The following is a 16,274-nucleotide window of genomic DNA, read 5'->3' as shown; positions in this document are numbered from 1 at the left end:
TGCTTTTTAATCATTTGGCAATTTATCGTACCCTAATTTGTCGATGATCACGACATGCTCGGGGAATTCATCAAGCAGCTGCTGTTTTGTGAATAATTCAAAGTCACGGAAATCAAAGCCTGGTGCGACCATACATCCTACCAGGGAAAACGTATTCTCATTTGCGACAGAGGAACCGAAAATGGTATCTCTTGGAACTAAAAATTGAGGAACTTCTCCATTTTCTAAGTTTGTACCTAGTTTTACTTCTTGATAGGTTCCGTCGCGGTAGATAATATGAATGGTTAAAGAACTTCCCCCATGATAGTACCATAATTCATCTGATTGCAGCCGGTGGAAATGCGATACATCGTGAGACCTTAATAAAAAGTAAATACTCGTATATAGAAATCGTTTGTCATCAAACTGAGATGACACTTCTTTATCAGAAATTTCATCATTAGAACGATAGGTTTGTTTATAAAACCCTCCTTCTGGATGAGGCTGCAGCTCAAGCTTTGAAATCCAATATTCCCAATTATGTAAATCCATTACGTTCCTTCCCTTCCTTTTTTCTTTTATCATTAACTACATCATAGTAAATCATTCTTTCTAACACAACAAACGGCTTCATTATTCCATTAGGAAAATGAAGCCGCTTACCACCGGTATCTTATCATTACATCCTACCCTTTCTGTTAGCACGGCTATATCTATACCTGCTAGAATGGCAGCGATGAAATAAATACGTCATATACAAATCTAACTGAAATCGATCTCCCTTAATGAAAAATTGAAACGGCTGTTCTTTATCTTGATAAATTCCCGCAGATGAACGCTGCTTAAACGGGACAATATTCATCTCTTTTCCCCCTCAGACAGATGTGCTTTTTAGTGTAAATGCTGATGACAAACGTAATATTTTTTGATAAAAGTGAGGGCAGCCTGTGCATCTTGAATGCCAAGCTTTTTACAAACGCCCGCTAACATGAGCAGTTTGTACATAACCAGCTTTTGATTATTGGTTGCCAGTACGTAATAAACAATCGTATTAGCAACTGCCCGCGGTAATCTTATTTTTTTCAACTCATATAACGCAGCAGACGAAGACATGCCTGCTTCGTTTAAAATTTGCTCGGTTGTGTACGTCTCCAAATAGCGAGCAAGCTTTCTTTCTTTATTGTTAAATATACCTTTAGAATCGTTCATTTTCTCTCCCTCTGTTATTTTAATAATCCATTAAACGCTGCATTAATTAGCCATAATGCGATAGCTCCCCCTGATAAATAAGTGCTGAGATAGAATATTAGCTCCATATACCTCCCTCCCATTTCTATCTTACCCCTTCATTTCTCTAGCTGCAGTGATATTCATCACAGTAAAAAGTGTATTGTTGAGCTGCCGAATAGCTCCGCAAAAGAGCTCGTGAGAAAGGTCTCACGAGCTGCTTAGTTAGCATTTTTATTTTCGGATAATGCGTTTAAAAATCATAATAATTAATAATACAACCACAATAACAAGCAAAAATTTCAACATGAGTTGTCCATCCCTTCAAATCAGTAAATCGTCTTTCATTAGTAAGTAGTTACCCTGTTTCGTTTTTTATAAACTGCTGACTGCTTATTTCATGCCAAAAATTATATAATAGTAGAAAATGAGCTTAAATTAGCCCTACATATAAAACATAAACGGGAGTATAACCATGACTGACTATCTTCAAACATTTCTGCTTGAACATTTAGAAGCAGCAGAGCTTATTAGTGTTCTCTTGAACATCCTTATTAGCATTACGGGCGTATTTCCAAGCGGGCCCCTTACGTTCGTAAACGTAAAATTATTTGGTTTTTGGAATGGATTTTTACTTTCTTTTATTGGAGAAGTTTTAGGTGTAGCTCTCTCTTTTTGGCTGTACCGAAAAGGTTTCCGTACACTTGTTCATACCAAAACACCTTCTCACTCCAAGTGGCTAAAGCTGCTGCGCGTACAAGGGAAAGAGAGTTTTATATTCATTCTTTCTTTGCGATTACTTCCCTTTGTTCCATCAGGCCTCATTACATTCTTCAGTGCTGTAGGAAAAGGCTCCTTTGCGGTATTCATTTCTGCTAGCGCACTTGGAAAAATTCCAGCGCTTTTTATTGAAGTTTATTCGGTTTATCATATTTCACAAGGATCTATGCAAGGAAAAATCATCTTAGTGATTTTAACCATTATTTTACTTTTTTATATAATTAAAAAATGGAAGAAAAAAGCTTAACAGACTATAAAAAGGGAAGACTATCTAAAAATAAGTAAAAACATTATCCTATGTAACTGTAATAAGATAACGTATTGGAGATGGTCCATTGATTTTCCTGTTGGTTTCTGCAAGTATTATTGTTCCTATTATCATGCTTTTTTTCTCACTAAAGTGGAAAGGAGCAGAACTAGTTTTTAATACGCTAGCCCTTCTTTCAGCGCTAGTATTTGGAAATATAGCCGCTGCTTCTATCTATCGTATCTTAAAAAATCATACTGTTTTTATGACGAGCATTCATGCAATCTTTTTAAATTCAGCTTTTTTATTAACCGGTGCATACCTTGGAATCTATGTATTGTATAAACTGTTAGCTCTGACCTTACATGTAAAAAGCCGTTCTTTTAAATAAGAACGGCTTTTTACATTAATAAACAAATTCCATTTTTTCTTCGATTTTATGAAATTTCTCATAAAATTCCTGTGCTGAAATCGGTTTGGAGAAATAGTATCCCTGCACTTCATCACATTTTTCTTTATGAAGAAGTTCTACTTGTTCAACTTCTTCTACACCTTCTGCTACGACGGATAGCTGCAAACTTTTGGCTAGTGTAATAATGGCTCTGACAATCGATACTTCCGTTGTATTAGGATCTAAATCTTTAATAAAAGACCGGTCAATTTTCAGCGTATGAATAGGCAGCTTCTGAATATAGCTGAATGAGGAATATCCTGAGCCAAAATCATCAATCGAAATAAATACTCCTGCATCTTTTAAAATTTGTAGCTTTTCGATTGTTTGCTCAACATGCTTCATCGTTACACTTTCCGTAATTTCAAGTTCTAAATATCGTGATTCTAACTCTACTTCACGCAAGACATCTAACACATAATCAACAAAATCAGTTGTACCAAAATCCACGCTTGATATGTTCACACTCATTTTTAAGGGAGGAAGTCCTTTCAGCTGCCAATACTTATTTTGATGGCACGCTTTTTTTAATACCCATTTCGTCAATGTAACAATAACGCCTGTTTCTTCAGCAATCGGAATAAATTCTGCGGGAGAAATAACGCCCATCTCGGCGTGAGTCCACCGGATCAAAGCCTCCACTCCAGCAATATGGCCACTTTGAATATTGACTTTGGGCTGATAGTGAAGCTCCATTTCGCCCAGCTCAAAAGCCTTTCGTAAACCATCTTCAATTCTCATTCGTCGCGTAGTATGAACCTGCATTTCTTTTTGATAAAACAGATAATGATTACGCCCTTGTTTTTTGACTTCGTACATCGCTAAATCAGCATGGCGAACTAGCACTTCAAGCGAACTTCCATCTTTAGGAAATAAACTAACTCCAATGCTTACCCCTAAATAAACATCTCTCGACAGCACTACAAAAGGAGTGGATAAGCAGTCATTTAATGATTGACAGATTTTTCTTACTTCTTCATCCGTCCTATCATGCAGTAAAACTAAAAACTCATCTCCTCCAAAACGCGAAAGAACATCTTGGTTTCTTAGGCAGCTCTTCATTCGATCGGCCACCTGAAGCATAAGCTGATCTCCAGCATGATGACCAAGCGTGTCATTTACCTGTTTGAAACGATCGAGGTCTAAGAATAAGAAATGAAGCTTTTTTCCTGAAGCAGCTGCTGAATCAATGGATTTCTCTACAATGTTTGAAAACATACTTCGATTTGGTAAATCTGTTAGCATATCGTGAAAAGCCATATATTGAAGCGATTCTTGAGCTTTTTTCTGCTCCGTTACATCTCTAGTTACTGTCTGAAAAAGCGTCTCTCCATTAATTTGAATGAGCGTAGATTTCACTTCTAAAAAGAGTTCCTTACCTAACGCATTAAACATTTTCAACTGAGCTAATGGAGGTCTTGGCTCATCTTTTCTATCTCTTACTGCCTTCAATCCTTTTTTAATATCAGGAACTTGTTCAGATGAAAAGAAATCATATAACGATTTCCCAACGAGCTGGTCTTCGGTTACTCCTAAAAGCTGAATCATAGCATCATTCACTGACACGACCTCTTCTTCTCGATGGACCATAATTGCCAATGGAGAGGAGTAAAACAAGTTTTCATAACGATTTTTTGCTTCAATCAACGTTTTTTCCGCTTCACGCTCTTGCGTCATATTGCGTATATACAGCATATACTCAACCGTCTCTTCAATCGCTACCGCCATCACCGTTATCTCAACCGTAACTTCTCTATTACTTATCAAAAGGGAGTGCTCAGTCCGTCCGTCTTGTAGAGAAGAAAATTTATAGAAGGGCAGCAGCTTAACAACATCACTCCCGATTACATCTGATGCTTTAAGAGAGAAAAGCGTTTCTGCTGCATAATTGAGCGATAAAACATGTCTTTTTTCATCAATCACCAAAATAGCATCCAGGGCAGATTCAAAAAAAGCCCATTTTAAAACTTCTTGTTTTTGTACGCGTCGATCCATAAAAATGGTTAAAAACACAGCCGTAAATAGGCAGACAACAAAAAAAATAATAACGGCGGATAAATATAGTGGATTTAAAGCAAAACCGTTTGATTGTTCAGGCATTGGCATTCCTGAAAAAGAAGCTGCCTGCATACCCGTATAGTGCATACCAGCAATAGCAATGCCCATAATAGTAGAACAAATAAGCTTAGCAAAAACGGTAAGCTTCCCTTCATTTAGCTTTGAGTAAAAACCAAGCCACAAAGCTGTATTAGAAGCAGCAACAGCAATAAGAATAGAGAGAAAAACGACAAATGGATCATATGAAATCATAATGGGCTCCATTGCCATCATGCCGGAATAATGCATAAAAACAATTCCAGCTCCCATAAAGCTCCCCGCAATGGTGAGTGCCTTCATGCTTTTCTTTTGTTTGTGAATGAGGTAAAGTCCTATATAACATCCTGTTATCGCTCCCAAGATTGAGAGAAGAACAAACCATAAATTGTATGAAACATCTACGGGCAAGTGAAAAGCAAGCATGGCAATAAAATGCATGGACCAAATGCCTACTCCCAATGTAAATGCCCCGCTGATTAACCAAAACTGAATAAATTTTGCCCGGGAAATTTTCACACGATTAGCTAACCCAAAAGAAGCGTACGCCGCAGTAATAGCGATAAGGAAAGAAAGTGTAACGAGTAACTCATTGTACGTCCCTTCTAGTAAATGTGTATGATGATTCATTCATGACCTTCCTTCAATTCGTTCTTTTCTTTGTTATCGGTTAAGGCCTAAAAATATTTACTATTTCAAAAGAACTTCTGTTGGATTTACTTCTTACTTTTTGAGCGTCCTGACAATATCGCGCTCACTTTTTCTTTATTGACGGTGTATAAACACGTACAATCATCTGACTTATACGCCTCTTTTAATTGAAACGAGAATTTTTTTAAAAGCGTAATTGAATCTTTATTATTAGGATCGACCTTTGCTTCAATCTCCCGTATATGAAACTCTTCAAAAGCTTTTTCTAGCAAAAGGCAGAGCGCTTCTGTCATGAGGCCTTTTTTCCAAAAAGGTCTGCCTAAATCATACCCAATCTCTGCTTGCTTTTTACCATAATCAATACGGTTTAGACCGCAGGTTCCAATGATCTCATCGGAAGTCTTTAATCGAATAGCATAGCGTATTGCTTTTCCTTCTTTCGTCAAACTTTGAAGAAGTGCAATCATGCTTTCCGCTTGATAAAGCGTCGTAAAGGGCTCAATATTCATATATCTCGTAACCTCTTCATCCGACCAATATGCAAAAACTTTAGAAGCATCTTTTTCTTGAAGAGGAGATAAATATACCCTCATCTATGTTCTCCCTCCTTTTGATGGATGATGGAGCAAGACATTTTCATCTGCGCCTCTTTCACATCTTAAAAAATCTCACATGGTGCACGGAACATGTGAGATTTGACATTTAACTATTTTTTGATTGTGCATCGCGCAGCTGCGTATATAAACGATTAATTGCTACAGTCATTGACTGTTCATAGGAATGATGATCATAATAAACCGCTATATTTTTTAACATTTCATATGTTTGATGATCAAGCTGCACCTCAAGCGTAATTTTTTCGTCAATTGTTGCTGTTTGCAAATGATGAGGCAAGTCCTCTTTTGTAGACACTTGCTCTGCAATATGAATTGCTTCTTCTACTGTTTCAATTCGGCCGTACTGATGCACCCATCTTCTGCCCATTTCAATCGTATCTTTTACAAACTGACGATTGGTAATGGTATCTTTAATATTAAATTGATGATCCGCCACATATACAGATTGATACAAGATTACACTGATCACTTCGTCTTTTAAATTTAATTTTCTCAGCTCATCAATTAAATCCGCTATATATTTAGGTAAAGGACTAAATGTCCCTCGCACTTCCTTAATTAAATCCATGGCAATGGATTCAGTTGAATTGCGTTTAAATGCTTTTATAATATCTATCATTACATGTTCGTTTGCCATACATACACCACCATTTATGAATCGAATAATTTCATGCTCCTTGCTAATTGGCATAGACATTCACTATTCGTTTAAAATATATACTATTATTCTATTATATAAAAAATATGAATAAGTTGGTATAGGATGAATGATTTATCATTATTTTTTCATAAAATTTTATGAAAAAGAACATGTTTATCTATTACTAGCACAAATCCAGCACTGCAAACAACGGTCTCGCCAAAATCTGAGAAGACAAGCATTTATTATTAGTACATGTGAGTTTTTCTTTGATGGAAGACATTAAATAAAAAGAGACCAAACTACCCCCGCTTATTGAAATGGTCAAAAGATTTTTAGATGTTAGATGACAGAAGGTATCCAATATCAGTAATCAATCTCCTTCCCTGTTCATTGTCACTTAGTCCATCTATCAAAACAACGGCATAATACGTTTCGTTACCTCGCATGAGAATAGCACTATCATGTTCCGCTCCCTGTAGTTCTCCAGTCTTATTCGCAGCTTGAAACGCTGATCCTATACGTGCTGGAAGCTTATGCCGAAACTGCTGCATTTCTAGCATTCTCATTATTTTTTCGCAACTAGATTTTCGCAAAAAGTTTCCTTCACATATTTCCTTTAGGCACTTTACTACGTCAGAGGCACACGTATAATTATCAATTCCTTGTTTAACAGCTGTTTCGTCCATCATATAGCGGTTTAAAACGGTTTTCTTTAATCCTAGATTTTTAGCACATTCGTTAATTTTTTCAAATCCTACTAAAGAAATGAGCTCATTTGTAGCTGTGTTGTCAGAAACCATTATCATAAGGGCAAGCAGCTCTTCCACTTTAATATGTGTTAACCGCGGAAGAGCTCTAAGTACACCTGCTCCGCCAACCGTGTTTTTTTCCATTCTTCGAATGACAGATGTTAAAGCCAAGATGCCCTCATCAATTTGACGAAACGCTTCTATTGCAAGCAGCAGCTTGATTGTACTTGCTGCTCGTTGTTGGATAAAAGAATTAATCTGTATGGATTCTTTCCCTTCAATATGAATCCGTATAAGTCCATTATTACTCCGTTTCCATTTCGTAACTGCATCTTCTATTTTCACTCTTGCTTTTTCCATCATTTTGTCGCAGCTGTTTCAATATAGTTGGTACTCATTATCTTTTGATTGTATAAGTGGCAGGCCACAAAATGATTTTCTTCAACTTCCTGCCACTCTGGTTTTTGAGTCTTACAGGCTGCTACTGCAAGAGGACAGCGTGTATTAAACACGCAGCCAGAGGGAGGGTTAATGGGGCTTGGCAATTCTCCTTTAAGAACAATCCGCTTCCGATTATCCTCAACGTCAGGATCAGGAATAGGAATAGCTGACAGTAGAGCTTGAGTGTATGGGTGAAGCGGTTTTTGATATAGCTCCAAACTTGTTGTTAATTCTACTAAATGCCCTAAATACATAACTCCAATACGACTGCTTATATGCTTTACCATCGACAAGTCATGTGCAATAAATAAATAAGTTAACCCTTTTTCTTTTTGGAGTTTTTTTAATAAATTAACTACTTGAGCCTGTACAGATACATCTAAAGCAGAAATAGGTTCGTCTGCAATAATGCATTCTGGATTTAACGCTAAAGCTCTCGCAATCCCTATGCGCTGGCGCTGCCCGCCGCTGAACTCATGAGGATAGCGGTTGGCATGATCACGATTTAGCCCCACATCTTCTAGCAGCTCATACACCCGGTTCAGCATTTCTTTTTTATTGGAATAAAGTCCGTGAACCTCCATTGGCTCTGAGATAATCTCCTTTACGGTAGAACGAGGATTCAGTGAAGCATATGGATCTTGAAAAATCATTTGCATATTACGATGAAAAGCAAATTTCTCTTTCTCTGATAGCTCATGCACGTTTTTCCCTTTATAAAGCACCTCTCCTGATGTACGGTTATACAATCCAATGATTGTTCGCCCGGCAGTGGATTTTCCGCAGCCGGATTCACCAACAAGTCCAAAGGTTTCTCCTTTTGAAATATAAAAAGACACGCCGTCTACTGCTTTCAAAACCTGCTTGTTCGTAATTGAAAAATATTTGCTCAGCTGCTTTACTTCTAACAAATGCTTCGCTGTCATAACTGCCACCTCCTAATAATAGCGCCGGGCTGCGCACAGCTCTTCTTCATAAAGCGTTCCTTTTAATTCAATCAGTTCGACGGTTTTACCCGTTTTAGGTGAATGAAGCATTTTTCCTCTGCCATAACAAATACCAACATGGTGGATAGACCCCTTCCCTTTTTCATAAGCGAAAAACAATAAATCTCCGGGTTGAATAGAGTCTAATCCTACTTCTTTGCCTTTCCTTGCTTGATCGGTGGCATCTCTTGGAATAAGATAGCCGTTTGCTTTATGAGTAGCATAGGCAAACCCGGAACAATCATATCCCCAAGCACTCATCCCCCCCCATAAATATGGAAGATTCAAAAACTGTTCTCCTGCTGCAATAATCATATCTCCAGTTCCTTTTGTTGTTTTACGGTTTCTATCCTCTATTACAACAGCATCTTGACGTTTTATTCTCCCAGTGCCAACCGGTGTTTGAACCTCTAGCCATTCTTTATCTTCTTTTAAAAGAGGCAGCTGCGTTTGATAACTAATTTGCAAGGCTTCTTCCGCTAGCTGCAGTGTCGCAATCGCTGCTGATACCACTGCCGTTGGTTTATTTAATGGAGAATATTCAGCTTGGGAAATCAGTTGGTGGAAAGGAACCCACCCGGGATATCCTCTTTCATCTTTAGAAGAAAACTGAGAAGGAATAACGATTTTTGCCCATTTACCTTTCAGTTCCGTTACATATACTTCTTCTCCTAGTAACAGCTGCGTTTGAACTAAATTTTTCTCACAAAGCTCCAACCGACGTGTAAACGTTAATTGCTCCAGCCATTTATCTAGTTTTACTGGGACACTTGTTGCATTGTCATCTATTTCTCTGCAAGAGTCACAGGAAGTCCACACAGTCGCCACAGCCACACAAACGTAATACGTTTTTTTATCCATCACTTATTTCTCCTCCCTGCAGGTTTAACCTTCAGCGTTCGACTTTATCTTTTGGTAATGTAATACCGGATTCAAATTCCACCATTTGTTCATAAGTCGACATCGTGGCATAACTTCCAATTCCCACAGCTGTTTGAGGCGAGCAATGCCCGATGCGAAACCCTCTCATAACAGGCTTTTTTAAAGAAGTCAGGTAACTTGTTAATGCCTCTTCTAGTGAAAGCGACTCTGTACGTTTTTTAGGATAGCAGTTATGGAAATCTCCGATAAGAATTCCCGCTGCATCCTGCAGTTTATTGGCCATATACAGCTGTGTCATCATGCGGTCAATTTCATACGGCTCTTCGTCAATATCTTCAATAAATAAAATTTTATTTTTCGTATCTAGTTCAAATGGAGTGCCAAGCGTGCTCACGAGCAAAGTCAGATTTCCTCCTATCAGCTGACCAGTTGCTTCTCCTTCACAAATAGTGTCGAGCGGGCTAATTTGATCCGTATAGTAAAAAGAACGGTGAGAAAATAATTGATAAAAAGCTTGCTTCGTCTCTATATGAACATCTTCTTTTCCGATATCCGACGAAAGCATTGGCCCGTGAAAGGTAACCAAACCTGTGCGCTGATGAATAGCGGTATGTAAAAACGTAATATCGCTATATCCCCAAAAAATCTTTGGGTTTTGCTTAATTAAATTGTAGTTTAATTGCGAGGCAAGCCTAGCAGTCCCGTACCCTCCGCATGCACAGATAATTGCCTTTACTTCCTTATTGGCAAACATCGCATGTATATCGGCTGCTCGCTGTTCATCAGTCCCTGCCAAGTACCCGTTTTTTTGATATAAATGCGCACCCGTTACTACGTTTAATCCTATTTCCTTCAAATATTCTAGTCCTTTTTTTAGATTGTGCTGATTAGGCGGACTAGCAGGTGCAATAACAGCTACTGTATCACCTTTTTTTAATCGTTTTGGTTTGATCATTTGCTACACTCCTTTTGTGTAAAGAAATGAAGAAAGTGAAACTTGGGTCAGAAGGGAATTGAAATCCCCTCTGACGAAAAGTTCCACTTTACTGTTTATCTGCCCACTTCAAATCTAAATAGCCAACAGGATGACGAACAATTCCAGATACGTTATCTTTTATTAAAAACACATAGTTGTAGAAATGAATAGGAATGATCGGCATCTCATCAAATAAAATACCTTCTGCTTTATACATAAGCTCAAAACGTTTTTTATTATCTGTTTCGTTCATAGCTTGTTTAATTAACTTATCATATTCTTTATTGCTCCAAGCTGTACGGTTCATTGAATGACCCGTCTGGAAGCTCTCTAAAAAGTTGATTGGATCTGCATAATCAGCTAAAAACGAACTTCGTGACAGCTGAAACTTTAACGCTTTTTGTTCTTCTTGGAAAACATTCCATTCCATATTGGCAAGCTTCACATCTACACCTAGATTTTCTTTGAACATTTGCTGAAGTGCTTCTGCTATTTTTTTATGTGTATCGTCTGTACTGTATGTTAGCGTAATAGCTGGCAGCTTTTTATATCCTTCTTCTTTCATTCCTTTTTTCAGAAGTGCTTTTGCTTCTTTGCCATCTGTTTTTAGTAAGTCGCCGCCTGTTTTACGGAAATCCTTTCCATCTGCATCTTTAAATCCGTATGATACAAACCCGCGAGCTGGTTTTTCTTTATTTTTTGTAACAAAATTAACAATTTGATCTTGATCTACAGCCATTGCGAATGCTTTACGGATATTTTTGTTTTGAAAGGGCTCTTTATCTAAGTTAAAGCGATAGAAGTAAGTTCCCGCTTGGTCTTCGATATGAACATCTCCATCTTTCAACAGCTTTTCACTTAAATCCGATGGAATTTCAGAAACATCTAGTTCTCCATTTTGATACATTTGGTATTCTGTGTTTGTATTTTCAACAATTGCCCATTTTACCTTATCGAGCTTTACATTTTTAGCATCCCAGTACTGATCGTTTCTTTCCATTACTAGATTACTGTTATGCTTCCATTGAGTTAATTTGAAAGGACCATTAGCAACAAACGAATCTGCTTCTGCAAACCATTTCGGATTTTTTGTTGCTACTTTTTCATTAATTGGAAAAAACGCTGGATTGGAAACTACGCTTAAGAAATAGGCTTGCGGACTTTTAAGCGTAACTTCAAAAGTTTTGTCATCTAGCGCTTTGACTCCTACTTGATCAGCACTGCCTTTACCCGTATTAAATTCTTCTCCACCTTGAATGAAATAGCCTAAAAACGCCGCTGGAGAACCAGTCTTAGGATCTAACAGCCTCTTCCATGCAAACACAAAATCACTTGCTTTTACGTCATCTCCATTTGACCATTTAGCATCTTTTCGCAAATGAAATGTATAGACTTTTTTATCTTCAGAAATATCCCATTTCTCGGCCATTGCTCCTTCAGGCTCATCGCTTTTTCCTAAACGAGTCAGCCCCTCCATTAAGTTATTAAGCATATTCCATGAATATGAATCAAACCCAATAGGCGGATCAAAAGACGTAGGTTCTGCGCCATTATTCATATAAAGGACCTTACCGTCTTCTTTTGCTGTACTGCTTTTCTTTTCTGGCTCCGCGCCTGAATCTTTTGTGGCCGTACAGGCAGCAAGTGCAAATATAAGTACACACATCATTAGTAAAGACCCTATTTTTTTCATCATTTTCCCCTCTTTCATAAGTTCGCTATTCATCTATAAATCTAGCTTATAGTTGTTACAAATTTTTGGGCTCTCTCATCTTGAAGCCAGCAGTGCACTTGGTGACTTTCTTTCAGCTTTGTCGACGTAGGATACATGCGATCACACACTTCCATTACGTAAGGACAGCGAGGTGCGAACGAACATCCAGATGGAGGTGCAAATAAATCGGGAGGTGAGCCTGCAATAGGCACAAGCTCACTTTCGTATAGATCTAACCGAGGAACTGAACGCAGCAATCCTTTTGTATACGGATGCTGCGGCGTATAAAAGATGTCTCTTCTTGTTCCAATTTCTACAATCTTTCCTGCATACATTACGGCAACACGGTCAGCTACCTGAGCAACTACACCTAAATCATGGGTAATTAAAACAATGGAGACATCCGTTTTCTGCTGAACATCCTTAAATAATTCTAAAATCTGCGCCTGTATCGTGACGTCAAGGGCTGTGGTAGGTTCATCAGCAATTAGCACTTCGGGGTTGCATACAAGAGCCATTGCAATGACAATACGCTGTCTCATTCCCCCGCTAAATTCATGAGGATATTGCTTTAGGCGTTCTTTAGGATTTGGAATTCCGACTAGCTCCAGCATTTCAAATGCTTTTTCTTTGGCTTTTTCTTTTGAAATGTTTTCATGTTGCATAATATTTTCTGCAATTTGCTCACCTACGCGAAGAGTTGGATTAAGCGCAGTCATAGGATCCTGAAAAATCATCGAAATATCAGCGCCTCGAATGTCTCGCATTTTCTTTTCTGATAGTTTTGTTAAATCCTGGTCTTTAAATAAAATAGAGCCGCTTGTGATCCTGCCCGGAGGTGTTGGAATTAACCTCATGATACTTTGAGATGTTACGCTTTTTCCGCAACCTGACTCTCCTACAATCGCTAGGGTTTCTCCTTTATGTAAATCAAAACTAACGCCTCTTACAGCTTGAACTTGCCCTCCGTAAGTTGAAAACTGTACGTGTAAGTTTTTGATTCGGATTATTTTTTCCATTTGCTTACCTCCTTAATTTCGGATCAAGTGCATCTTGCAGTCCGTCTCCAAGGACATTAAAAGCAAACATGGTAAGAGAAATAAAAAACGCGGGAAAAAACAAACGCCACCAATAGCCTGATAGAATCGTTGATAAACCATCGTTTGCCATTACTCCCCAGCTCGCATAAGGAGCCTGTACACCCAGCCCTAAAAAGCTTAAAAAAGCTTCAGCAAAAATGGCAGTTGGTACGGTTAGTGTCATTTGAACGATAATCGGTCCCATCGTATTTGGAAGCAGGTTTCGCTTAATGATACGGCTTGTTTTTGTTCCAAACGTTTTGGATGCAAGCACGTATTCATAGTTTTTTATTTGCAATACTTGCCCCCGTACAATTCTCGCCATCCCGATCCAACCTGTAACGGAAAGTGCCACAATAATCGTAGAAAGCCCGGGTCCCATGACTACCATTAGTAAAATTACCACTAATAAATAAGGAAGACCGTATAAAATTTCAATTACGCGCATCATGACATTATCTGTTTTTCCTCCTTTATAGCCTGAGAAGCCCCCGTAAATGACACCGATGATAAAATCAATAAGCGCTGCCATCAGCCCTACAAATAAAGAGATTCTAGCCCCGTACCATGTCCGAGTGTACATATCTCTGCCTAAGTCATCCGTTCCAAACCAATGACTAGCTGAAGGAGGAAGGTTTTGCTCTGTAAAAGAGGCTTTCGTTACGCTGTAGGGTGAAAACATAGGACCGAATATAGCCATCACAACGAGGATGACTAAAAAAAAGAGACCCAGCATGGCCAACTTGTTTTTTACAAGCCTGCGCCATGCATCATGCCAATAAGAAAGACTCGGCCTTACAACTGCTTCGGCTTCAGATTTCTTTTTTTTCTTTGGCGTAAACCACTCATCAGGAATTTGCTTATACTCCTGTTTTTCCAGCACGTTATCCCTCCTTCTTATACAGTTTGATTCGTGGATCAAGTATTCCGTAAGCAATGTCTACTAAAAAAAGCATAATGATGAGAATCGAACTGTAAAAGACCGTAGTGCCCATAATTACGGGGTAGTCTCTCGTATTAATACTGTCCACAAAATATTTCCCCATGCCAGGAATAGCAAAGACTTGTTCAATAACAAATGTGCCAGTTAATACGCTGGCTGCAATCGTTCCAAGAACTGTTATAACAGGCATTAAAGCATTTCTAAGCGCGTGTTTAAATACAATTTTCATTGGCGAAAGCCCTTTTGCACGCGCTGTTCGAATATAATCTTGAGTCAGTACTTCTATCATGCTTGAGCGAGTCAAACGTGCAATAATAGCCATAGGACCTGTGGCAAGAGCTAGAGTCGGAAGAATCATATGTAAAGGGCTCGTCCACGTAGCAGCGGGTAAAATTTTAAAATTAACAGAAAGCTGTTGAATTAACAACGTGGCCATAACAAAATTTGGAATCGACAATCCGATAACTGCTATGCTCATCGCAATGTAATCAATTATTCCGTTTCTTCTAAGAGCAGCGATAATGCCTAGTGTAATACCGGAAATCACCGCAAGAATTAACGTCACCATTCCAAGTTCAAATGACACGGGAAACCCTCTTCCTAAAAGGTCGTTAACCGTTTGAGACGGCTGTTTAATAGAAGGACCAAAGTCAAAGGTAACAATGGATTTCAAATAAAGAACATATTGCACAACTAGCGGCTCATCTAAGTGATAAAATGATTCCAGGTTTTTTTGAACTGCATCGCTTGTCGCTCGTTCTTCATTAAATGGAGATCCAGGAATCGAATGCATTAAAAAGAAGGTTAAGGTCACAATTACCCACAGCGTAACAAGCATGGATAAAAATCGCTTTAAAATATAACTTTTCACCTTTATCCCACCTTCTAACAGAATGTTGTGCGCGTAGCTAATTCAGTCATAACAAGCATGGCCTGATAAGCTTCTAAAATATCTTTTGCTTGAAACCGAACGGTCGTCGTTCCAGGTTCAATTTCTGTGCCCGGCATTAAATGCGCCCACTCTGCTTGACCATAATTTGCAAATTCTATTCGTAAGGTTGGGTGTTTAGGTGGAATTAAAGGTTTAACAAGGTGTTTGTGCTGAATAGCTGCGGCTGTTTTTTCTTGAAGTAATTGTTCTGCTTTCTTAGGGGTTAATGTTTTGGCTGCAGAACGTGAAATGGCCTGTTTGACGATAGCAGTCGTCACGTTTGGAATAAGCTGCTGTGCTTCCAGCGCCGTTTGGTCATCACCAGCTACCATTAAAACTGGCACACCGTAATAGCCTGCGACGTATGCGTTGAAGCCTAACTCTCCAATATTCATATCGTCTATGTACATATTGCGAGCACCAAATATCATTGAATGAGACATGACACCAGGCATGGATGCTTTAGCATGATACCCTAGAAATATAGCACCATCAAAAGTCTGATCTAATCCCTGTACCATTGAATATGGTTTTACGCTTCCTGAAATAAGCTGAGTTTCTGGATGAAGCCGTTCAACAAGGAGATTATTCATACTCGAATGACTGTCATTTACCACAACTTCTGAGCACTTTTCTCTAAACCCTGCATAAATGACTGCATTCGCTTCATCCGTCATTATTTGGCGGCTTCTTTCATAATTCTCTTTCTCTCGCAGAACATTTGTGTGATCGACGAGTCCCGTAATTCCTTCCATATCAACCGACAGGTATAGTTTCATTTGTCTTATCCCTCCTCCTTCCTTGACTGTTAGTCAGTTTATTATAAATTATTCTTATGTTTATAATTTATAATTGTAAGAAAATTATAAATTATCTTTCTTCTT

At 38.4% G+C, this 16,274-nt stretch carries 17 protein-coding genes; 2 read left to right on the top strand and 15 right to left on the bottom strand.

Annotation, left to right across the window (positions count from 1 at the left end):
• Positions 1 to 6: 6 nt before the first annotated feature.
• The 3 genes from ACNHOZ_RS16445 to ACNHOZ_RS16435 all read right to left on the bottom strand — a co-directional run bounded on the left by ACNHOZ_RS16445 (position 7) and on the right by ACNHOZ_RS16435 (position 1,188).
• Positions 7 to 531 carry a cupin domain-containing protein gene (locus tag ACNHOZ_RS16445; protein ID WP_028414004.1) on the bottom strand — a complete coding sequence of 175 codons (525 nt, stop codon included), beginning with the start codon at positions 529 to 531 and terminating at the stop codon, positions 7 to 9.
• Positions 532 to 658: 127 nt separating this feature from the next.
• On the bottom strand, positions 659 to 841 hold the full coding sequence (locus ACNHOZ_RS16440; RefSeq protein ID WP_447697239.1) for a hypothetical protein: 183 nt from the start codon (positions 839 to 841) through the stop codon (positions 659 to 661).
• 29 nt (positions 842 to 870) lie between these two features.
• Positions 871 to 1,188, bottom strand: coding sequence for a hypothetical protein (locus ACNHOZ_RS16435; RefSeq protein WP_028414006.1), 318 nt, complete (start codon positions 1,186 to 1,188; stop codon positions 871 to 873).
• Between the two features lie 493 nt (positions 1,189 to 1,681).
• Here ACNHOZ_RS16435 and ACNHOZ_RS16430 point away from each other — a divergent pair, with 493 nt between their 5' ends.
• The gene (locus ACNHOZ_RS16430; RefSeq protein ID WP_063246889.1) at positions 1,682 to 2,233 is read left to right on the top strand and encodes a TVP38/TMEM64 family protein; all 552 of its coding nucleotides are present in this window, start codon (positions 1,682 to 1,684) and stop codon (positions 2,231 to 2,233) included.
• Between the two features lie 88 nt (positions 2,234 to 2,321).
• A complete protein-coding gene (locus ACNHOZ_RS16425; RefSeq protein ID WP_063246888.1) occupies positions 2,322 to 2,624 on the top strand; it encodes a hypothetical protein in 303 nt (100 codons plus the stop codon).
• A 15-nt stretch (positions 2,625 to 2,639) separates the two neighbouring features.
• Here ACNHOZ_RS16425 and ACNHOZ_RS16420 read toward each other — a convergent pair whose 3' ends face one another.
• The 12 genes from ACNHOZ_RS16420 to ACNHOZ_RS16365 form a co-directional block, all read right to left on the bottom strand.
• Positions 2,640 to 5,408, bottom strand: a complete 2,769-nt coding sequence (locus ACNHOZ_RS16420) for a bifunctional diguanylate cyclase/phosphodiesterase (protein ID WP_447697238.1) — start codon at positions 5,406 to 5,408, stop codon at positions 2,640 to 2,642.
• Between the two features lie 86 nt (positions 5,409 to 5,494).
• Positions 5,495 to 6,022 carry a GNAT family N-acetyltransferase gene (locus ACNHOZ_RS16415; RefSeq protein ID WP_028414016.1) on the bottom strand — a complete coding sequence of 176 codons (528 nt, stop codon included), beginning with the start codon at positions 6,020 to 6,022 and terminating at the stop codon, positions 5,495 to 5,497.
• Between the two features lie 109 nt (positions 6,023 to 6,131).
• Positions 6,132 to 6,683: a hypothetical protein gene (locus tag ACNHOZ_RS16410; protein ID WP_013056190.1), complete on the bottom strand. Its 552-nt coding sequence runs from the start codon at positions 6,681 to 6,683 to the stop codon at positions 6,132 to 6,134.
• Positions 6,684 to 7,021: 338 nt separating this feature from the next.
• On the bottom strand, positions 7,022 to 7,798 hold the full coding sequence (locus ACNHOZ_RS16405; protein ID WP_230683537.1) for a serine hydrolase: 777 nt from the start codon (positions 7,796 to 7,798) through the stop codon (positions 7,022 to 7,024).
• Complete coding sequence (locus ACNHOZ_RS16400) at positions 7,798 to 8,805, bottom strand: ABC transporter ATP-binding protein (protein WP_338705344.1); 1,008 nt, start codon at positions 8,803 to 8,805, stop codon at positions 7,798 to 7,800. The genes ACNHOZ_RS16405 and ACNHOZ_RS16400 overlap by 1 nt, the downstream gene beginning before the upstream one ends.
• Positions 8,806 to 8,817: 12 nt before the next feature.
• The gene (locus tag ACNHOZ_RS16395) at positions 8,818 to 9,726 is read right to left on the bottom strand and encodes a C40 family peptidase (RefSeq protein ID WP_338705343.1); all 909 of its coding nucleotides are present in this window, start codon (positions 9,724 to 9,726) and stop codon (positions 8,818 to 8,820) included.
• Positions 9,727 to 9,757: 31 nt separating this feature from the next.
• Positions 9,758 to 10,702: a S66 peptidase family protein gene (locus ACNHOZ_RS16390; protein WP_048018509.1), complete on the bottom strand. Its 945-nt coding sequence runs from the start codon at positions 10,700 to 10,702 to the stop codon at positions 9,758 to 9,760.
• 88 nt (positions 10,703 to 10,790) lie between these two features.
• A complete protein-coding gene (locus ACNHOZ_RS16385) occupies positions 10,791 to 12,434 on the bottom strand; it encodes a peptide ABC transporter substrate-binding protein (protein ID WP_338705482.1) in 1,644 nt (547 codons plus the stop codon).
• 23 nt (positions 12,435 to 12,457) lie between these two features.
• Positions 12,458 to 13,456, bottom strand: coding sequence for an ABC transporter ATP-binding protein (locus tag ACNHOZ_RS16380; RefSeq protein WP_221831788.1), 999 nt, complete (start codon positions 13,454 to 13,456; stop codon positions 12,458 to 12,460).
• 4 nt (positions 13,457 to 13,460) lie between these two features.
• Positions 13,461 to 14,417 (bottom strand): ABC transporter permease, encoded by a 957-nt coding sequence (locus ACNHOZ_RS16375; protein ID WP_176344786.1) that lies wholly within the window; start codon positions 14,415 to 14,417, stop codon positions 13,461 to 13,463.
• On the bottom strand, positions 14,401 to 15,330 hold the full coding sequence (locus tag ACNHOZ_RS16370; protein ID WP_080963405.1) for an ABC transporter permease: 930 nt from the start codon (positions 15,328 to 15,330) through the stop codon (positions 14,401 to 14,403). Before ACNHOZ_RS16370 ends, ACNHOZ_RS16375 begins: the two co-directional genes overlap by 17 nt.
• Before the next feature lie 14 nt (positions 15,331 to 15,344).
• The gene (locus ACNHOZ_RS16365; RefSeq protein WP_048018508.1) at positions 15,345 to 16,169 is read right to left on the bottom strand and encodes a M55 family metallopeptidase; all 825 of its coding nucleotides are present in this window, start codon (positions 16,167 to 16,169) and stop codon (positions 15,345 to 15,347) included.
• Positions 16,170 to 16,274 lie beyond the last annotated feature (105 nt).

Source organism: Priestia sp. D51 (genome assembly GCF_053345675.1).
This window is presented reverse-complemented; position numbering and strand designations above follow the sequence as displayed.

What these genes read in the sequence shown, in the direction of transcription:
- ACNHOZ_RS16430 (WP_063246889.1), top strand. Translation starts at nt 1,682, where the DNA reads ATGACTGACTATCTTCAAACATTTCTGCTTGAACATTTAGAAGCAGCA.
- ACNHOZ_RS16415 (WP_028414016.1), bottom strand. Translation starts at nt 6,022, where the DNA reads ATGAGGGTATATTTATCTCCTCTTCAAGAAAAAGATGCTTCTAAAGTT.
- ACNHOZ_RS16435 (WP_028414006.1), bottom strand. Translation starts at nt 1,188, where the DNA reads ATGAACGATTCTAAAGGTATATTTAACAATAAAGAAAGAAAGCTTGCT.
- ACNHOZ_RS16390 (WP_048018509.1), bottom strand. Translation starts at nt 10,702, where the DNA reads ATGATCAAACCAAAACGATTAAAAAAAGGTGATACAGTAGCTGTTATT.
- ACNHOZ_RS16445 (WP_028414004.1), bottom strand. Translation starts at nt 531, where the DNA reads ATGGATTTACATAATTGGGAATATTGGATTTCAAAGCTTGAGCTGCAG.
- ACNHOZ_RS16410 (WP_013056190.1), bottom strand. Translation starts at nt 6,683, where the DNA reads ATGGCAAACGAACATGTAATGATAGATATTATAAAAGCATTTAAACGC.
- ACNHOZ_RS16395 (WP_338705343.1), bottom strand. Translation starts at nt 9,726, where the DNA reads ATGGATAAAAAAACGTATTACGTTTGTGTGGCTGTGGCGACTGTGTGG.
- ACNHOZ_RS16385 (WP_338705482.1), bottom strand. Translation starts at nt 12,434, where the DNA reads ATGAAAGAGGGGAAAATGATGAAAAAAATAGGGTCTTTACTAATGATG.
- ACNHOZ_RS16420 (WP_447697238.1), bottom strand. Translation starts at nt 5,408, where the DNA reads ATGAATCATCATACACATTTACTAGAAGGGACGTACAATGAGTTACTC.
- ACNHOZ_RS16400 (WP_338705344.1), bottom strand. Translation starts at nt 8,805, where the DNA reads ATGACAGCGAAGCATTTGTTAGAAGTAAAGCAGCTGAGCAAATATTTT.
- ACNHOZ_RS16405 (WP_230683537.1), bottom strand. Translation starts at nt 7,798, where the DNA reads ATGGAAAAAGCAAGAGTGAAAATAGAAGATGCAGTTACGAAATGGAAA.
- ACNHOZ_RS16365 (WP_048018508.1), bottom strand. Translation starts at nt 16,169, where the DNA reads ATGAAACTATACCTGTCGGTTGATATGGAAGGAATTACGGGACTCGTC.
- ACNHOZ_RS16440 (WP_447697239.1), bottom strand. Translation starts at nt 841, where the DNA reads ATGAATATTGTCCCGTTTAAGCAGCGTTCATCTGCGGGAATTTATCAA.
- ACNHOZ_RS16380 (WP_221831788.1), bottom strand. Translation starts at nt 13,456, where the DNA reads ATGGAAAAAATAATCCGAATCAAAAACTTACACGTACAGTTTTCAACT.